General features: G+C 37.8%; 14 protein-coding genes. 3 read left to right on the forward strand and 11 right to left on the reverse strand.

The features are described from left to right. Window positions 1–98: 98 nt before the first annotated feature. Window positions 99–455 carry a carboxypeptidase-like regulatory domain-containing protein gene (locus JM81_RS12865; protein ID WP_144803987.1) on the reverse strand — a complete coding sequence of 119 codons (357 nt, stop codon included), beginning with the start codon at window positions 453–455 and terminating at the stop codon, window positions 99–101. Window positions 456–633: 178 nt separating this feature from the next. On the opposite strand from JM81_RS12865, the gene dgt reads away from it, so the two are divergent. Beyond that, a complete protein-coding gene (gene dgt / locus JM81_RS12870) occupies window positions 634–1,977 on the forward strand; it encodes a dGTP triphosphohydrolase (protein WP_144803989.1) in 1,344 nt (447 codons plus the stop codon). Here dgt and JM81_RS12875 read toward each other — a convergent pair. Then, window positions 1,974–3,101, reverse strand: coding sequence for a DUF3078 domain-containing protein (locus JM81_RS12875; protein WP_089258687.1), 1,128 nt, complete (start codon window positions 3,099–3,101; stop codon window positions 1,974–1,976). The genes dgt and JM81_RS12875 overlap by 4 nt on opposite strands. Then, a complete protein-coding gene (locus tag JM81_RS12880; RefSeq protein ID WP_144803991.1) occupies window positions 3,098–4,864 on the reverse strand; it encodes a 1-deoxy-D-xylulose-5-phosphate synthase in 1,767 nt (588 codons plus the stop codon). Before JM81_RS12880 ends, JM81_RS12875 begins: the two co-directional genes overlap by 4 nt. 65 nt (window positions 4,865–4,929) lie before the next feature. On the opposite strand from JM81_RS12880, the gene JM81_RS12885 reads away from it, so the two are divergent. Beyond that, entirely contained in the window at window positions 4,930–5,373 is a 444-nt protein-coding gene (locus JM81_RS12885; RefSeq protein ID WP_089258691.1) for a nucleoside deaminase, read from the forward strand. Window positions 5,374–5,436: 63 nt separating this feature from the next. Here JM81_RS12885 and JM81_RS12890 read toward each other — a convergent pair whose 3' ends face one another. From JM81_RS12890 to aspS, 4 genes are all read right to left on the reverse strand, one after another. Next, the gene (locus JM81_RS12890; RefSeq protein ID WP_089258693.1) at window positions 5,437–5,628 is read right to left on the reverse strand and encodes a cold-shock protein; all 192 of its coding nucleotides are present in this window, start codon (window positions 5,626–5,628) and stop codon (window positions 5,437–5,439) included. 70 nt (window positions 5,629–5,698) lie between these two features. Then, complete coding sequence (locus tag JM81_RS12895; protein ID WP_315897754.1) at window positions 5,699–5,968, reverse strand: hypothetical protein; 270 nt, start codon at window positions 5,966–5,968, stop codon at window positions 5,699–5,701. 29 nt (window positions 5,969–5,997) lie between these two features. Continuing rightward, window positions 5,998–7,782: a chloride channel protein gene (locus tag JM81_RS12900; protein ID WP_144803993.1), complete on the reverse strand. Its 1,785-nt coding sequence runs from the start codon at window positions 7,780–7,782 to the stop codon at window positions 5,998–6,000. Between the two features lie 192 nt (window positions 7,783–7,974). Beyond that, window positions 7,975–9,729 carry an aspartate--tRNA ligase gene (gene aspS / locus JM81_RS12905; RefSeq protein WP_144803995.1) on the reverse strand — a complete coding sequence of 585 codons (1,755 nt, stop codon included), beginning with the start codon at window positions 9,727–9,729 and terminating at the stop codon, window positions 7,975–7,977. Window positions 9,730–9,987: 258 nt separating this feature from the next. Between aspS and JM81_RS12910 the strand changes: the two genes are divergently transcribed. Continuing rightward, window positions 9,988–10,332: a toxin-antitoxin system YwqK family antitoxin gene (locus tag JM81_RS12910; RefSeq protein ID WP_144803997.1), complete on the forward strand. Its 345-nt coding sequence runs from the start codon at window positions 9,988–9,990 to the stop codon at window positions 10,330–10,332. A gap of 67 nt (window positions 10,333–10,399) precedes the next feature. Here JM81_RS12910 and JM81_RS12915 read toward each other — a convergent pair whose 3' ends face one another. The 4 genes from JM81_RS12915 to JM81_RS12930 are packed head-to-tail and all read right to left on the reverse strand — an operon-like array spanning window position 10,400 to window position 17,039. Beyond that, window positions 10,400–13,897: an efflux RND transporter permease subunit gene (locus tag JM81_RS12915; protein ID WP_144803999.1), complete on the reverse strand. Its 3,498-nt coding sequence runs from the start codon at window positions 13,895–13,897 to the stop codon at window positions 10,400–10,402. A gap of 5 nt (window positions 13,898–13,902) precedes the next feature. Next, a complete protein-coding gene (locus JM81_RS12920) occupies window positions 13,903–15,069 on the reverse strand; it encodes an efflux RND transporter periplasmic adaptor subunit (RefSeq protein WP_144804001.1) in 1,167 nt (388 codons plus the stop codon). 23 nt (window positions 15,070–15,092) lie between these two features. After that, a complete protein-coding gene (locus JM81_RS12925; protein ID WP_144804002.1) occupies window positions 15,093–16,433 on the reverse strand; it encodes a TolC family protein in 1,341 nt (446 codons plus the stop codon). Next, on the reverse strand, window positions 16,434–17,039 hold the full coding sequence (locus JM81_RS12930) for a TetR/AcrR family transcriptional regulator (protein ID WP_144804004.1): 606 nt from the start codon (window positions 17,037–17,039) through the stop codon (window positions 16,434–16,436). It abuts the gene before it with no gap. Window positions 17,040–17,145: the final 106 nt, after the last annotated feature.

Consider the following 17,145-nt stretch of genomic DNA (forward strand, 5'->3'; position numbering starts at 1 on the left):
CTTTATGATTTCAAAAAACCAAGTCGACAAAAACTAGTAGTACTAGAAATCATATGTACGTTATATGCTGAACAGTAGACGTATCTAATATCAATATATTATCTGGATGAGGTTTTTTGGGCTGATAAATCTGCCATGCTCATTGATTTGGCCTTTAAACTTGCCTGTATATTCTTGGTTTCACCAGATGCAACGGTTACAGGTAATTCTATTGGTTCATAACCTAAAAATTGAACTAAAAGTTGGTATGAACCGGGTGTAAGGTTATCAAATTCAAAGTTTCCCCTAAAATTAGTGTGGGTGCTTATAGAAGTATTCTTAATGGTTACCGTAGCCATTAGTAATGGCTCATTGAATAATTCAGCGTCCAATATTTGACCCTGAATAGCACTTGTCTCCTGTGCGGACACTAAAGAACCAATTAACATTGCGAATAAAAGAACTAATCTTTTCATGTATACTTTAAATTTCTTCTGCAAAGAAATGACTGCAAGGTTAAGTTAAGGTTAGGTCACAATTATGAATATATGTTCTTATGGTTAAGATTTTGGTTCCGGTTTCTATTTTTAAAGAAGCTTGGTCCATTTATGAAAAAGCAAAAAATGTATCTTGCAGCCTTCAAACAAAAACCAAATGAACTGGGAGCAATTACTTTCATTACGTAGACAGGGAGATAACAATAAACGCTTGCGCAATGAGCAGGATGAGACCCGTTTGGGTTTTGACGTGGATTATGACAGGATAATATTTTCTTCGGCTTTTAGAAGTTTACAGGATAAAACACAAGTAATACCATTGTCCAAAACAGATTTTGTGCACACAAGACTTACCCATAGCCTGGAGGTATCTGTAGTTGGTCGTAGTCTAGGAAGGCTTGCAGGGAAGAAGATAATAGAGAAACACCCTTATTTACAGGAAGTACACGGATATAAGTTCAATGATATAGGCGGCATTGTTGCAGCTGCGGCCCTGGCACACGATATTGGAAATCCTCCTTTTGGCCATAGTGGGGAAAAAGCAATCGGTGAATATTTTAAAACAGGTAATGGTGTTCGGTTTAAACAACAGTTATCTGACGTGGAATATCAAGATATTATTGATTTTGAAGGAAATGCAAACGGATTTAGATTGTTGACCCAAAATAGGGCAGGTGTTACCGGTGGATTACGTCTTAGTAACGCTACTCTTGGGGCGTTTATGAAATATCCAAAGGAATCCCTTCCCAAAAAACCTTCCGATCATATATGCGATAAAAAGTTTGGATTTTTTCAAAGTGAAAAACTCATTTTTAAAGATGTTGCGGAAGACCTTGGATTACCATTTAGGGGTTCTACTAATACCATATCCTATGGTAGGCATCCATTGACATTCTTGGTAGAAGCGGCAGATGATATCTGTTATACCATAATTGATTTTGAAGATGGTATAAACCTTGGACTTATCTCAGAAGATTATGCACTTGAATATTTAATAAAACTTGTTAAGGATACCATTAATACCAAAAAATACAATTCTTTGGAATTTATGGAAGATAGGTTAAGCTATTTGCGTGCATTGGCCATTAATACCTTGATCCAAGATGCGGTTGCTATTTTTATAGCGAACGAAGACAGTATTCTAAATGGTACTTTTGACTGTTCGTTGATGGATAAAAGTAAGTATAAGGCCCAAATTGAAGATATCATCAATTTAAGCATACAGAATATTTACCAAGCTCAAGAAGTGGTAGAAAAGGAAATTGCGGGGTATACCATTATATCTGATATTCTTGATGTTTATATTGCCGCGTTAATCGGTAAAAAAGAACGGAACGTGTCTAATTACCATAAATTAATTTTACGGACCTTACCTGGACCATATAGGCAAACTGAGGGCTCTATCTATGAAATTTTATTGAACACCTGTAGTTATGTGGCAAGTCTTTCCGATAGTGCTGCCGTACATATTCATACCAAGATCAAAGGAAAGCAGCTTTAAAAGCCATAAAGTATACCTACCCCCAATACTTGTTTAAACTGTATTTTAGGAGTGCCGGGGTCTACAATTGTGCCATTGTCGTTTTTTACCACATCAAATAGAATATCGTCATCATAGATTAATTGGGTGCCCAGACTTGTGCTTATATATTTGTTGACCTTCATGTGTAGGTTTAGCTCCCAATCTACGTCAATGTTACCAAAGCTTTTGATGTAGTCCGTATACAGGTTTATCCTACTTTTTAATTCAATGTTATCTGCTAGGGTATAATTGAAATTGTTGGTTATAAGTATACCAATTTCCAGCAAATGGTTCTCACCTGGAGTTATTACGTTACCATCTGCGTCTAAAACGGCTTCCTGTACACCAAACGACCCATTGTCCGCCAAATCCTGGTCTAAAACAAAAGTAGATTTTTGGGTTAGTGGAGATAGATAAAGATTAAACTTTTCGTCTTTTGTTATAAAAGAGGTACCCGCCCCAAATAGTAGATAACCTGGTGCCATAAACCTTGAAATTGGGGTATCCCTATCGGGATATTTATAACCGTTGGAAAACTGGGTATTAAAATTGAGCTGTACCGAGTAAAACCATCTACTGGTATTATCCTTCTTAAAGCCTAAATTGGAACTTAACCGTATTACATCCTCGGTCTTTCTTAGTTTACGTCCTTCTTGTGCATTTAATCCATAGCGAAGCTCTAGGTTGTTTTCCCACTGAAAATTATTGAATTTGTACTTTCTTGCAAATTTTAAGAACCCTAATCCACTTACGGCATTATCTCCACCAGCGTTCCAATTGACAAAAGCAACCTCACTTATATTGATACCAAAACTATTTTCGGTTTCCCAGAAAGAGGGTACCCTAAATCGTTGAAAGCCTTTTTGTAAGGTCTTGGTTTTCTTAAAATCTATGTTTGGTATTTGCAGGTTAACGTCCTTCTTGGGTGAATAGATCTTATCCAATGTCCGGCGTATAACAATGGTATCTACCGCCGTACTATCTAAATACACACTATCTACAATAATTGGTGCCGGTATGGTATCCTGGGCCTGGGTTGCCAATGCAACCAAAAAAAACAACGGGAATAAATTTTGAAGAAATCTTGAAATTATTCTTTTCATAGAAACTGTTGTACATATTTTTTTACGGACATCTTATCTATCCCTGCCTCTTTATACAATTCTAGGGTAGGCCCATGGGGTATAAAGACATCTGGGATACCAAATATCTTAATAATTTTATTCATTTCAATATTATTTGCAAAATCTAGCACCGCACTGCCAAAACCGCCAATGGCCGCTCCATCTTCCAATGTAATGATATGATCAAAATTTTGAAAAATATCTTTTAGCAACTCCTTGTCCAAGGGTTTAATAAATGGAAAATTATAATGTGCAATCTTGGATCCGGAATCTATTTCGTTTAGGAGTTCAATAACGTTATTTCCTATTGGGCCGGTGCTCAAAATGGCTATATGGTTTCCTTTTCTTAATTGTTGACCCTTGCCTAAGGCCACTTTTTTCATTGGTTGCTGCCAATTTACTATGGAGCCCCTTCCTCTAGGATATCTAATAGCAATAGGTCCATGTAAACCAAGTTGCGCCGTGTACATGATATTGCGCAGTTCAATTTCGTTCAAGGGCGAACATACCATTAAATGAGGAATACACCTTAAATAGGCTATATCATATACACCATGATGGGTAGGCCCATCCTCACCTACTAGACCTGCCCGATCCAAGCAAAAAATAACCGGAAGGTTTTGTAACGCCACATCATGGATAACCTGATCATAGGCACGTTGTAAAAATGTGGAATATATATTACAAAACGGAATTAATCCATCTGCCGCCATACCGGCCGCAATGGTTACTGCATGTTGCTCGGCTATTCCAACGTCATATGCACGTTCAGGCAATGCATCCATCATAAATTTCATAGAACTCCCTGTGGGCATAGCAGGTGTTAATCCTACTATTTTATCATTTTTAAGTGCTAGTTCTACCAAAGTCCTGCCAAACACATCCTGAAATTTAGGAGGTTGTGCGTTCGTGCTACTTTTTTCAAGTTCGCCGGTCTGCTTGTTAAATTTGCCCGGGGCGTGGTAAACAACCTGGTTTTCTTCTGCCTTCTTTAGCCCTTTTCCTTTTATGGTAATGACATGCAATAACTTGGGGCCTTCAATTTTTTTTAATCGCTCCAGTTCGCTGATCAATAGGGGTAGGTTATGGCCGTCTACCGGACCGGAATAATGAAAGTTTAAGCATTCGAATATATTTTCTTCCTTTGCCGTTCCGGTCTTAACATTCGTAAGGTATTTTTTTAACGCTCCCACACTTGGGTCTATACCCATGGCATTATCGTTTAAAACCACCAAAATATTTGCATTGGTCACCCCCGCATGGTTCAACCCTTCAAAGGCCATGCCGCTGGCAATGGATGCATCTCCGATTACCGCAATATGCTGGCGTGTAAAATTGGCCTGTAGCCTTGCAGCCAATGCCATACCCAAAAGTGCGGAAATTGAGGTAGAGCTATGCCCCGTACCAAAAGCATCATATTCACTTTCCTCCATTTTGGGAAATCCGCTAATGCCTCCAAATTGTCTATTGGTATCAAAAATAGCTTTTCTTCCCGTGAGAATCTTATGGCCATAGGCCTGGTGACCCACATCCCAAATTAATTTGTCCGTAGGGGTATTAAATGTGTAATGCAAGGCAATGGTAAGTTCCACAACACCAAGACTAGCGCCTAAATGTCCTTCTTTGGCAGACACTATATCTATAATGAATTGCCGTAGTTCAAACGCCAAATGAGTCAATTCTTCAGGATTTAAGGTTCTGAGATCTTTAGGGGAGTCTATATGTTCTAGAATTGCTTTCACTTTGTGGTCCTAATGAACCTACAAAAATACTTTAATAAAAATGAAACTGTTGTATTTTTGCTGGTATGGTTTTACCGTTCGATGATCGTTATTTTATGAAAAAAGCGTTGCAAGAGGCAACTTATGCTTTTGATGCCGGAGAAATACCCGTAGGAGCCGTCATAGTTATACAAGATAGAATCATTGCAAGATCCCATAACCTTACCGAAAAATTGAACGATGTAACCGCACATGCAGAAATGCAGGCAATTACTTCTGCGGCAAATTTTCTAGGAGGCAAATATTTAAAGGACTGTACATTGTACGTTACATTGGAACCTTGTCAGATGTGCGCGGGTGCCTTGTATTGGAGCCAGATAGGAAGGATCGTATATGCTGCCAAAGATCTTCAACGAGGTTGTGGGGCCATGGGAACGACCCTGCACCCTAAAACGAGCATTGAGGGCGGTATAATGGAACAAGAGGCGGCGTTGTTATTACAGCGGTTCTTTGCCGGAAAAAGAAAGTAACATTTTACCATAAAAAAACCATGTAAAACATGGTTTGTTCATTTTAAGTATAAAAGAATATGTTTATTGTACTTGAACTTGGCCTGCGACAATACCTTTTCTTCCTTCTTCTTCCTCATAACTGACTTTATCTCCTTCCTTAAGTTCAGTTCCGTTCAATGCCGTAGCATGAACAAAAATATCTTTGCCGGTTTCATCATTGGTTATGAAGCCATATCCTTTAGAAACATTATAAAATTTTACAGTACCAGTCATACGAATGCAATTTTGAAATTTACACTCTAATTTAAGTGTTTTTTAAATTGAATAGCAAAAATTAAGAAAATTATTTTTTTGGAGAGTCTTGATTATCAGTGTTTCTAGGTTTTTTTCCTTGCATTTTACGCACATTTTCATCGGTCAGCATATAATCCTTAAATTTTTTGCCTTTACTTTCTTTAATTAAAAATAAGGGCATGGCAATCAAAAAAAGCCCTAACGTTCCGGACCCAATATATTTGTTCGCCAAATCTGCATGTTCAGGCTCAAGGTTAAAGCCATAAATTATAAGGCCTATGGATAGGAGTACAACGGCGGTTATAATATATTTCATCATTAATGGTATAATTTTCTATTTATCATTTCTTACTTGGTAAACTTAATAAGTTCCCTTCTGTAGGCGGTCAATAATTTAGATTTGGACACAAAACCCATATATATTCCGTTATTGACTACAGGAAGGTTCCATGCACCGGTATCCTGAAATTTCTGCATTACCGTTTGCATACTATCCTTACCATAATTTATTTGGTCCGGAGCTTTATGAGTAAATGTTTCAACCTTGATGGTAGTATACAGTTTAGTATCAAACATAAACTCCCGTATATCATCCAATAAAATAATACCAAGGAATTTGTGATTGGGATCTATAACCGGAAAAATATTCCTTGTAGATTTTGCAACGGAATCGTGCAACATTTGGCCCAAGGTCATTTCTGGATATACATGTTTAAAATTGGTTTCTATTACCGTATCAAGATCCATTAGCGTAAGGACCGCCTGATCTTTATTATGTGTCAACAATTCCCCGCTTTCTGCCAATTCCCTGGTATATATTGTATAATCTACCGCGTTTTTAGTAATTATATAAGAGATGGCCGCAGTAATCATTAAAGGCACAAATAGGGCATAGCCACCTGTAATTTCGGCAATTAGGAAAATTGCGGTCAGTGGAGCATGTTGTACCCCGGCAATTAATCCTGCCATACCTATCAAGGTAAAATTACTTTCGGAAACGGTAAATCCCAAACCGGAATTATTAATCAATTTTGCCACAACATTACCCAGTGCGCTACCCATTACCATAGTGGGGATGAATATACCACCCGCACCTCCTGCTGCCAACGTTGTGGTCATGGCTACGGCTTTAAAAATGGTAATGCCAAAAAGCAAAGCTATTACGACCCAAATATTATCTATATAATTGTCAAAAGGCGTTTTACCCAAAGCCTGTATATGATCACCAATTAGTAAGTTGTTTATAAAAACAAAACCTTCACCATACAATGGCGGTATCATATAAAGCATTACACCAATGGTTAGACCACCCACCAAAAGCCGGTATTTTGGACTTTTTAAGGGTTTAAACAAATTAATGATTCCAAAGTACATTTTGGTAAAGTAGATCGAAGCTACGGCAGTACCAACTCCTAATAGAATATAGAACAGGGTATCCTTTACTTCAAAAGGTTCTGTGATCGTAAAATTGAACAATACCTCATTTCCCATAAAAAAATAGGAGGTAAGTACACCGCTTATTGATGCCAATAATAGTGGTAGCATGGATATCATGGTAAGATCAAGACTAAATACTTCTACAGCAAAGATGATGGCTGCAATGGGCGATTGAAAAATAGACGAAATAGCTCCTGCAGATGCACAAGCAATCAATAGGGACCTTGTCTTTGAATTGATATGGAACAATCTTCCCAGGTTGGAGCTTATAGCGGCACCGGTTGCCACGGCTGGCCCCAACAAACCCACCGAACCACCAAAACCAACGGTTAGAGGAGCTATTAAAAGTTGGGTGTAGACCTGCTTTACATCTATAAGTCCTTTGTTTTTGGACAAAGAAAAAAGAATGGAGGATACGGCGTGATTCAATTTTTCCTTGTGCACATATTTAACATATAGATACACCAATGTGAGTCCAATAATAGGTAAAATGAAATACAATTGGTTACTGGAAAAAATGATTCCTTTTTCAAGGGATGCTTCAATAAAATAGGTGATGTTTTTTAGGGTAACCGATGCTAAACCTGCTAACAGGCCAACTACAACACTTAGTATATATATAAATGTTTTCTGTGAGATATGTTTATACCTCCATTTATATATACGTTTTAAAAGTTTGTTTTTTTGGATGGGCATTCTAAAACCAAATCGATTATGGTCTCCAAAGGTATTTAATTAGTTGCTATGATTTTGTTTTTGATTTCTTCTAAATCTGATTGGTAGGTTAGGTATAGGTATTGCTTTACCCTCTGGAATCAAATAATATGCTTCTAAAACAAAAAAACCTGCTCAGAGGCAGGTTTTTCATAAATAGTTAATGAAAATAGATTATTCTTGAATATCTAACTTCAAATTCAATTCTTTCAGTTGTTCGTTGTCAATTGCTGCAGGCGCATCGATCATGACATCCCTGCCGCTATTGTTTTTAGGGAAAGCAATGAAATCACGTATGGTCTCTTGTCCGCCTAAAATAGCTACAAGTCTATCTAGACCAAATGCCAATCCGCCATGTGGTGGGGCACCATATTGGAAGGCATCCATTAAAAACCCAAACTGTGCCTTTGCTTCTTCAGGTGTAAAACCTAAGTGCTTAAACATGGTTGCTTGTGTTTCTTTATCATGAATACGAATAGAACCGCCGCCTATTTCGTTACCGTTCAATACCAAATCATATGCGTTGGCACGTACAGCACCTGGATCAGTATCCAATAATTCTAATTGACCTGGTTTAGGTGATGTAAACGGGTGGTGCATGGCGTGGTAGTGACCTGTTTCCTCATCAAGTTCCAATAAAGGAAAATCAACTACCCATAATGGCGCAAACTCGTTTGGCTTTCTCAACCCTAATCTGGTTGCCATTTCCATACGTAGGGCACTTAACTGTGTTCTTGTTTTATTGGCGTCACCAGAAAGAACGCAAATAAGGTCACCTGGTTTAGCACCGGTTAACTCTGCCCATTTTGCCAAATCGTCCTGATCGTAGAATTTATCAACGGTAGATTTAAAACTGCCGTCTTCGTTACATTTTACGTACACCATTCCATTGGCACCAACTTGTGGGCGTTTCACCCAATTTACCAAGGCATCTAATTCTTTTCTAGTGTAAGATGCTGCACCTGGTACTGCAATACCCACAACTAATTCAGCGGAATTGAACACGCCGAATTCTTTATGTTGTGCCACAGCGTTTAATTCGCCGAACTCCATTCCAAAACGAATATCTGGCTTATCATTACCATATTTAGACATGGCTTCATCATAGGTCATTCTTGGGAACGACTCAATTTCAACACCATTCACTTCTTTTAAAAGGTATTTGGTCAAATTCTCGAATACATTAAGAATATCCTCCTGTTCTACAAAAGCCATTTCACAATCTATCTGTGTAAATTCTGGCTGTCTATCGGCACGCAGGTCCTCGTCCCTAAAGCATTTTACAATCTGAAAATATTTATCCATGCCACCAACCATCAATAATTGCTTAAAGGTTTGTGGCGATTGTGGCAAGGCATAAAATTGACCTTCGTTCATACGGCTAGGTACTACAAAATCCCTTGCTCCTTCTGGGGTAGATTTTATTAAATACGGAGTTTCCACTTCTATAAAGCCTTCACCAGATAAAAATTTACGAACTTCCATGGTTACCTTACTTCTAAAAATAAGGTTGTTCTTCACCGGATTTCTGCGGATATCCAAATACCTGTATTTCATACGAAGGTCTTCGCCACCATCGGTTTCGTTTTCTATAGTGAACGGCGGAGTCTTAGATTCGTTTAAAATGGTCAATTCAGAAACCAAAACTTCAATATCTCCTGTTGGAATGTTAGCGTTTTTTGAAGCTCTTTCTATAACCTCACCCTTTATTTGTATGACAAACTCTCTGCCTAAATTTCTTGCCTGCTCTAATAATTCTTTTGAGGTACGGTCTTCATCGAGCACAAGTTGGGTTATACCGTAACGGTCACGTAAATCTATCCATACAACAAAACCTTTGTCCCTTGTTTTGGAAACCCAACCAGATAGGGTAACTGTTGTACCAATGTGTGAATTTCTTAACTCCCCGCAAGAATGGCTTCTATACATAATATGTGCTTTAATGAATGGGCAAATTTAAGAAGTCTATTTCATTATAGATCATTATTTTCAAACGGGTTTTCATAATTGAAAGCCACAGACAATGTGTTAAAATAAAATACATTAACTATTGATAAACAGTGGGTTATATTTTCAATGTTAATTTAATGTTACGTAATAGTTAGCTAAACATTGATAAATTGCAAAATAATTGTATCTTTATATCGTTAAGTATAGATAAAAGTCAATTCAAAAAATATAATTGTTATGAAGAAATTGTTGATTATAGCCGTAATGGCAATGTCGTTTGGAACATACGCACAAGTTGATCCTACTTTTGAGAAAGAAGGCGATAAAGTAAAAGCAACTTATTTTCATGCTAATGGAGAAATTGCACAACAAGGTTATTTCTTGAATGAAAAGTTAGAAGGTGAGTGGAAGATGTTCAATGAAAATGGAGATAAAATTGCCATGGGCAATTACGAAAATGGAATTAAGACCGGAAAGTGGTTATTTTGGGAAGGTGATGTTCAAAAAGAAGTAAACTTTGACAATAATAGAATTGCAAGTGTCAACAATGCCAAAACAAAATCTCCTGTAGTAATTAATTAATTTTAATTCAGGATAAAAAAAGGCCCGTATCATTGATACGGGCCTTTTTTGTTAATTGGAAGTTTGATTAAACGGCGTTACCTAAATTTTCTTGACGTTCTTGCTTAGTTCCTAAACCTCTCAATTTTATCTTGATCCGGTAAACGATATTAAACAAAACAGGAACTATAATAAGTGTTAAGAACGTGGCTACGAGCAATCCAAAAATTACCGTCCATGCCAAAGGCCCCCAAAATATAACATTGTCCCCACCAATGTAAATATGTGGATTAAACTCAGAGAATAATGCGAAGAAATCAATGTTAAGGCCAATTGCCAGTGGAATTAACCCTAAAACGGTTGTTATTGCCGTTAAGATAACCGGTCTTAACCTTGCCTTACCACCTACGATCATGGCATCGGTGGCATCATCCATGGACAATAGGTCACTGTCATCCATTCCCAATCGTACTTTTTTACGGTCTACCAATATTTGGGTATAGTCTAACAATACCACCCCATTGTTTACCACAATTCCGGCAAGTGAAATAATTCCCATCATGGTCATCATGATCACAAATGACCATCCTGTCAACATTAATCCGCCAAATACACCAATAAAACTTAGAAAAATGGCAATCATAATGATCAATGGTTTGGAAATACCACCAAATTGGAATATCAATATCAACATAATCAATCCTAAACCAGAGAAAAAGGCACCTACTAAGAAGGCTTGTTGTTTCGCTTGTTCTTCTAGTTGACCGGTGTAATCTATTTTAACGGTTGGCGGAGTACCATCAAAACTTTCCATTTCCCGCTGTATTTCAGTAACAATTGCACCGGCATCTGTAAAGCCTGGTTTTAATCCAGAATATATAGTTACAACTCTTTTACCATCCCTGTGCTTTATAGCACTAAAGCCCGATGTATTTTTTTCAGATGCTACCGCAGAAATTGGAATTTCCTTGATTTGTCCGTTTGCAGGATCTCTAAAAATGATATTTTGATTGAAAAGAGCACTTTTATTATACCGCAAATCTTCATTAAACCTAACGTTTATATCATAATCCTCACCATCTTCCTTATAAACACCGGCCTTTTCACCAAATATAGATCGCCTTAACTGACTACCTACCTGACCTACTGCAACGCCCAACTCACCTGCTTTTTCGCGGTCAACGATAACCTGCATGGAGGGTTTTCCCTTATTGACATCAATCTTTAGTTCTTCAATACCCGCAATATTTTTGGTATTGATGTAATTCTTAATGTCTTCCGCCGTATTGATCAATTCATCATAATCCTTACCCTCTAACTCAATATTGATCGGAAAACCTGCTGGCGGACCATTGGCATCTTTCTCTACGGATATGGCGACCCCGGGGTATATACCCTGTAATGCATTTTGAACACGAGCTCTTATATCTTCAGTGTTCAGGCCCTCTCTGTATTTGTATTCACTAAAGTTAACCGTAACTTTTCCTTTATGGGGCATTTCCGCCGAAGAACCACCATCGGTTAACGGGTTACCGGCACCTTCACCAACGACCGATACCGCAGAGGCCATCATGAAATTCTCCCCGTTCTTCTTGTATTTAGGGTCATCCATTATGGCATAGACTTGATTTTCTACTTCTTTGGTGATTTCATTGGTCTTTTCTATGGATGTACCTTCTGGATATTCTACATAGACATAAATTTCATTGGGTTTGTTATCCGGAAAGAATTCAATTTTGGTCCGCCCGCTTCCTACGGACATACCAAACAACATGAAAACGGCAATCAAAGCAATAAAGGTAAGTCCAAAATACCAATACACGTTACCACCACGTAAGGCATGCATTAAGCGGCGTTCGTACCAGTTTTCAAAACGTGCCATGGTCTTTTTCTGAAAATTCTGAGCGCTACCTTTAATAACATATTTATAGGCCCAGAACATAATTCCGGTCAAAATCAAAACGCTTCCCAAGCCTCGCATGGCCCCACCAAATAGTAAGATGAGGGTACCTAGCACACCTAGTATAACACTTATCCGAATAAGTTGTTTTAAAGTCAGTTCCTTTTCATCTGTACTCATAAACTGCGAAACGAGCATGGAGTTCATGAAAATGGCAACAAACAAGGATGAACCTAGTACTACGGAAAGCGTAATGGGGAAATAAATCATAAATTGACCAAATATCCCCGGCCATAAGCCCAATGGAACAAACGCTGCTACTGTAGTAGCGGTAGAAATTATAATAGGAAAGGCAATTTCGCCAATTCCTTTTTTTGCGGCCTCTACACGTGACATGCCCTCGTCCATTAAACGATACACGTTCTCAACAACCACAATACCATTATCTACCAACATTCCAAGTCCCATGATCATTCCAAATAGAATCATTGTATTTAACGTATATCCTAACCAAGAAAGAATTACGAATGACATGAACATGGACATAGGAATAGCAAAACCTACGAACAATGCATTTCTAAACCCTAAAAAGAACATTAACACGGTAACTACCAGAATTATCCCAAATATGATATTGTTTACAAGATCATCTACTTGGTTTAATGTTCGTGTAGACGAATCATTGGCAATAGAGATGTTCAAATCTGGCGGGAAATAATTCTCTTTTTCCTTTTTTACCAATTCCTTGATCTTGTCCGCCGCAGAAATAGCATTTCTACCGGCCCGCTTCTTTACATCTAGCATGACGACATCACTGCCGTATTCACGAGCATAGGTAGTCTTGTCCTTGGCCTTGAAATTTACTTGTGCAATGTCCTTTAGATAAACAGCACCATTTTCAGATTTTACCACAAAATTATCCAACTCCTTGGGGTCTTCTATTTCCCCTAATATTCTTATGGTACGGCGTTGTCCTGATGTTTTTAAATTTCCTGCGGACAAGGTCATATTACCATTGCTAATGGCATTGATGACATCCTGAAAACTTATTTTGGCCGCCATCATTTTATAGATGTCAACGGCTACCTCTACCTCTAGGTCCTGGGCACCTCTAATATCCGCTTGTTTTATTTCTGGAAGATCTTCTATCTCATCCTGCAGATACTCGGCAAACTCCTTTAGTTTTTCAACTGGATAATCCCCGGTAAAATTGATGTTCATAATAGGGACTTCTTCAGAAAAGTTAAGGTCAAATACATTTGGCTCTACTTTTGCCCCATTGAACGTAGGCCAATCCTCACTGGCCTTTTCACTATCTACTTCATCCTTAACTTTCTGTTTGGCCTGTTCTACCGTAATTTCTTCATCAAACTCCACGGTTAAAATTGCATAATCCTCTTGTGAGGTTGAGACAATCTCTACGACATTACTGATATTTTTTAACCGGTCTTCCAACGGGTCTGTTATCAATTTTTCAATATCCTCTGCGGTATTCCCGGGGTAAGGTGTACTTATGTAAATTTTAGTTTCTACAATTTCCGGAAAATCTTCCCTAGGCATATCCATATAGGCACTAAACCCTAACCAAAGAAATATACCGATCATTACATAAATGACCGATGGGTTATCAATGGCCCAAGACGATAGGCTGAATTCTTTATCAGCGTTTTTTTGTACTTTGCTCATTGACCTTATTTTTGAATTTTAACTTTTTGTCCGTCCTTTACGCTTCTTGCACCTTCCTTTACAATTTCGTCACCATTGTCCAAACCTGACAGAACCTCAATATTTGCACCTTGGGTTTTTCCTGTTTCAATGATTGTTCTTTTAACGATAGATTCCCCATTTTCATTAGGCTTTTCCGCAACAAAAACATATTGCTCACCTTCTGCATTTTCAGAGATTATACTGGTAGGTATTAGAATTGCATCTTCACTGGTATAATCGTTTAAACTAACCTTTGCCGTTAAATTTGGCTTTATTTTACCTTCCTTATTGGCCACTGGAATCTCTGCCTTGAACGATCGGTTTGCAGGATTGATAAAATTACCGGTCTCCCTAATCTTTGCGATGACACTGTCGCCCAATACCGGAAAATATACCAACGCTTCCTTTCCTTTGGAAACCGCACCTAAATACGTTTCAGGTACCTCAACTTCAATATACATATCCGATAAATTAACAAGGCGGAATACTTCAGATCCAGGGCCCGGTGAAACTACCGTTCCCTGGTCCTTGATCACATTATCAATAATTCCTGAAAAAGGAGCCCTTATACTTGACTTGCCCAATTGACTTTGTGTTTGTGAAACCATATTTTCAGCAGCTTCATAATTGGTCTTGGCCTGTAAATACTGTATTTCTGACCCTATATTTTGTTCCCATAAACGCTCTTGACGTTCAAAAGTAGTTTTTGCCAATTCTGCTTGTGCCTTTAATTGGTTCAGTTGATTGGACATGCCCCCATCATCTATGGTAGCCAATAGCTGCCCTTTAGATACACGGTCCCCTTCTTGTACATAAACTTTTTGTAACGTTCCGGACATTTCAGGATAGATAAGTACATTCTGCTTGGTACTTACATCTCCTTGTAGTTCCAAATAGTGGTTAAATACCTCGTTCTTGGCCGTTAATGTGTTTACCAAAGGTAATTTTTCTTCATTGCCCAATATGCCGATAACGGAATCCAAAGTCTTGATTTGAGATTCAATTAATTTTTGTTGTGATGTGATTTCGGTTTTTTTTGCGCGTATGGTCTCAAGGTCTCCTTGGGCTATGATTTCATCTACCGTTTGGTCTCCACCACCACAGGAAACAAGACCAACCGATGTTATGAACAATGCTATAATTTTTTTCATGATATCTATTTATTGATTGATTATTAGGCTTTTTTATTTAGTATAATTTCTAATTCGGTCTTTTTGTTGATCACTTCTACCATGGACTGTAAATATTCTTGCTGCGTAGTATATAATTGTGTTTGCGCTTGTCTAAGTTCAAAGCTGGTAGCAAGTCCCTCTTTATATTTTATCTGGTTTTTTTGTTCTATACGTTCAGATAGTTCTAAATTCTGCTTGGCCGTTTCATAGTTGGAAATGGCCAGCGTATAACTGTTTTTGGCATTTTCCAGTTGTAAGCGGATCTGTTGTTCTGCCTCGGTCAACTGGGTCTTTGCTTTTTCCAAGGCTATTTTTGCTCTTTGGGTAGATGCACTACGTTTAAACGAACTGAAAATAGGAATGCTTAGGTCAAAGCCCAATATAGAAGAATCAAACCATTGCTGATCGCTGCTTAAAAAATCAAAATTATCAGAATATGCAGATGAACCATAATTTACAAATGCGTTCAACGTAGGCAACGCCCTGCTTCTGGCCAATTTCCATTCATAATAGCGTTGCTGGTTTACATTTTCCGCTAATTTAAAGTCTACATTATCATTGATGTTAAAATCTGAGCCCACTATGCCCAAATCTATTTTAGAAACGGTAAGGTCCTCTAGGTTTTCTTTAAGATTTGTTGGTATATCCAAATCTAGGCCCATGCTCAAATTCAACATCTGTAAGGTAATTTCCTTAAGCCGTAAAGCGTTTTGCAGTTGGTTTTCAATAGACGAAAGGGTAATCTGAAGTTGATCTACACTTTCTTCATCCCCAAGGCCATTTTCATATAGTTTGGAAGTCTCGTATAGGTTTTTTTCAAGCGTAGCTTTGTTCTTTTCCAAAATATCCACACTTTCCTCTGCCAAAAGTACATTTCCATAAGCCTCTACTACTTGCTTCCTAACATCCAGAGCGGTCTTCTCCTTATTATTGGCACTATAGCTCAAAAACGCTTTCGTGGCCTGTACGCCAACAATATAAGAACCATCAAAAATTTGTTGGGTCAATGTTGCGGTGGCGGTGGCGGATTGGGGCTGTGAAAATATAACCGGAATAAACGTACCTGCCTCACCCCCCGCCAATTCTGCAGGCAATAGGGAAACAGGTTGCTTTAATTGGTTTTGATAACTTACGGCGCCGTTAATTTGAGGTAAACCGCTTGCGATAGTTTCCCATTTTTGTTTCTGGGCATCTATAATATCCCTTTCCGCATTAATTGCCGCGTAATTGTTCTCCAAGGCAAACTGCACAGCTTCCTCTAGTGTGTAACTATATGTTTGTTCCTGTGCATATCCAAAATTTAAGTAGAGGACTGCAATAATAATCATTAGTTGGTTTCGCATTTATTCTTGATTTGAATTGATGATGTTGTTTAATATCTTTTTACCCTTAGGTGTTACAATACCACGTAAATGATACTCTAAAAATGAATCCATTAATTGCCCAATAGGAAATTGTTGTAAGGGGAACAGATTTTGATCTTTAATACTGTTCATACCAGAATAATATATCCTAGAAACAAACTCTGCATTTAAATTTGGCCTATAAAGCTCTTGTTCTAACCCTCTTTCCACATTGGATAGAACGCAAGCCTGCATTTTGTCAAATTGCATGAGCCTTAAATTCTTATAAATTTTAGGGTAATATTTCATTAGTTGAAACTGTGGCGATGCCTTTTCATCATTTAAATGAGCCATTACAAACTTCTTAATCTCATATAGTTCTTCAATGGCATTTTTGTCCATGGCAATAATGATGTCTATTCCAGCACTTAATTCATTGAATTTGTTAAGCATGCAATCCTGCACCAATTCTGTCTTATTGGTATACTCGTTATAAATGGTCTTTTTGGACATGCCAATTTCATTGGCAATGTCATCCATTGTAATGCTCTTAAAACCACGTTCTAAGAAAAGTTGTGTTGCAGTATCTCTAATTTTATTTTTCATAAGGGCTGCAAATGTACAATAGGAAACTTTAAAAACAATAAAAGTTTCCAAAGTTTTGCATTTATTTAAGATTGATTTTCATCTAATTACAATTTTGAATAAGTAG

It is taken from the genome of Maribacter sp. MAR_2009_72, assembly GCF_007827235.1.
GTDB classification, from domain to species: domain Bacteria; phylum Bacteroidota; class Bacteroidia; order Flavobacteriales; family Flavobacteriaceae; genus Maribacter; species Maribacter sedimenticola.

Bases quoted from the DNA above. Each gene is read 5' to 3' on its own strand.
- JM81_RS12925 (WP_144804002.1), bottom strand. From the start codon at position 16,433: ATGCGAAACCAACTAATGATTATTATTGCAGTCCTCTACTTAAATTTT.
- JM81_RS12900 (WP_144803993.1), bottom strand. From the start codon at position 7,782: ATGCCCATCCAAAAAAACAAACTTTTAAAACGTATATATAAATGGAGG.
- JM81_RS12910 (WP_144803997.1), top strand. From the start codon at position 9,988: ATGAAGAAATTGTTGATTATAGCCGTAATGGCAATGTCGTTTGGAACA.
- JM81_RS12915 (WP_144803999.1), bottom strand. From the start codon at position 13,897: ATGAGCAAAGTACAAAAAAACGCTGATAAAGAATTCAGCCTATCGTCT.
- dgt (WP_144803989.1), top strand. From the start codon at position 634: ATGAACTGGGAGCAATTACTTTCATTACGTAGACAGGGAGATAACAAT.
- JM81_RS12930 (WP_144804004.1), bottom strand. From the start codon at position 17,039: ATGAAAAATAAAATTAGAGATACTGCAACACAACTTTTCTTAGAACGT.
- JM81_RS12875 (WP_089258687.1), bottom strand. From the start codon at position 3,101: ATGAAAAGAATAATTTCAAGATTTCTTCAAAATTTATTCCCGTTGTTT.
- JM81_RS12895 (WP_315897754.1), bottom strand. From the start codon at position 5,968: ATGATGAAATATATTATAACCGCCGTTGTACTCCTATCCATAGGCCTT.
- aspS (WP_144803995.1), bottom strand. From the start codon at position 9,729: ATGTATAGAAGCCATTCTTGCGGGGAGTTAAGAAATTCACACATTGGT.
- JM81_RS12885 (WP_089258691.1), top strand. From the start codon at position 4,930: ATGGTTTTACCGTTCGATGATCGTTATTTTATGAAAAAAGCGTTGCAA.
- JM81_RS12865 (WP_144803987.1), bottom strand. From the start codon at position 455: ATGAAAAGATTAGTTCTTTTATTCGCAATGTTAATTGGTTCTTTAGTG.
- JM81_RS12890 (WP_089258693.1), bottom strand. From the start codon at position 5,628: ATGACTGGTACTGTAAAATTTTATAATGTTTCTAAAGGATATGGCTTC.
- JM81_RS12920 (WP_144804001.1), bottom strand. From the start codon at position 15,069: ATGAAAAAAATTATAGCATTGTTCATAACATCGGTTGGTCTTGTTTCC.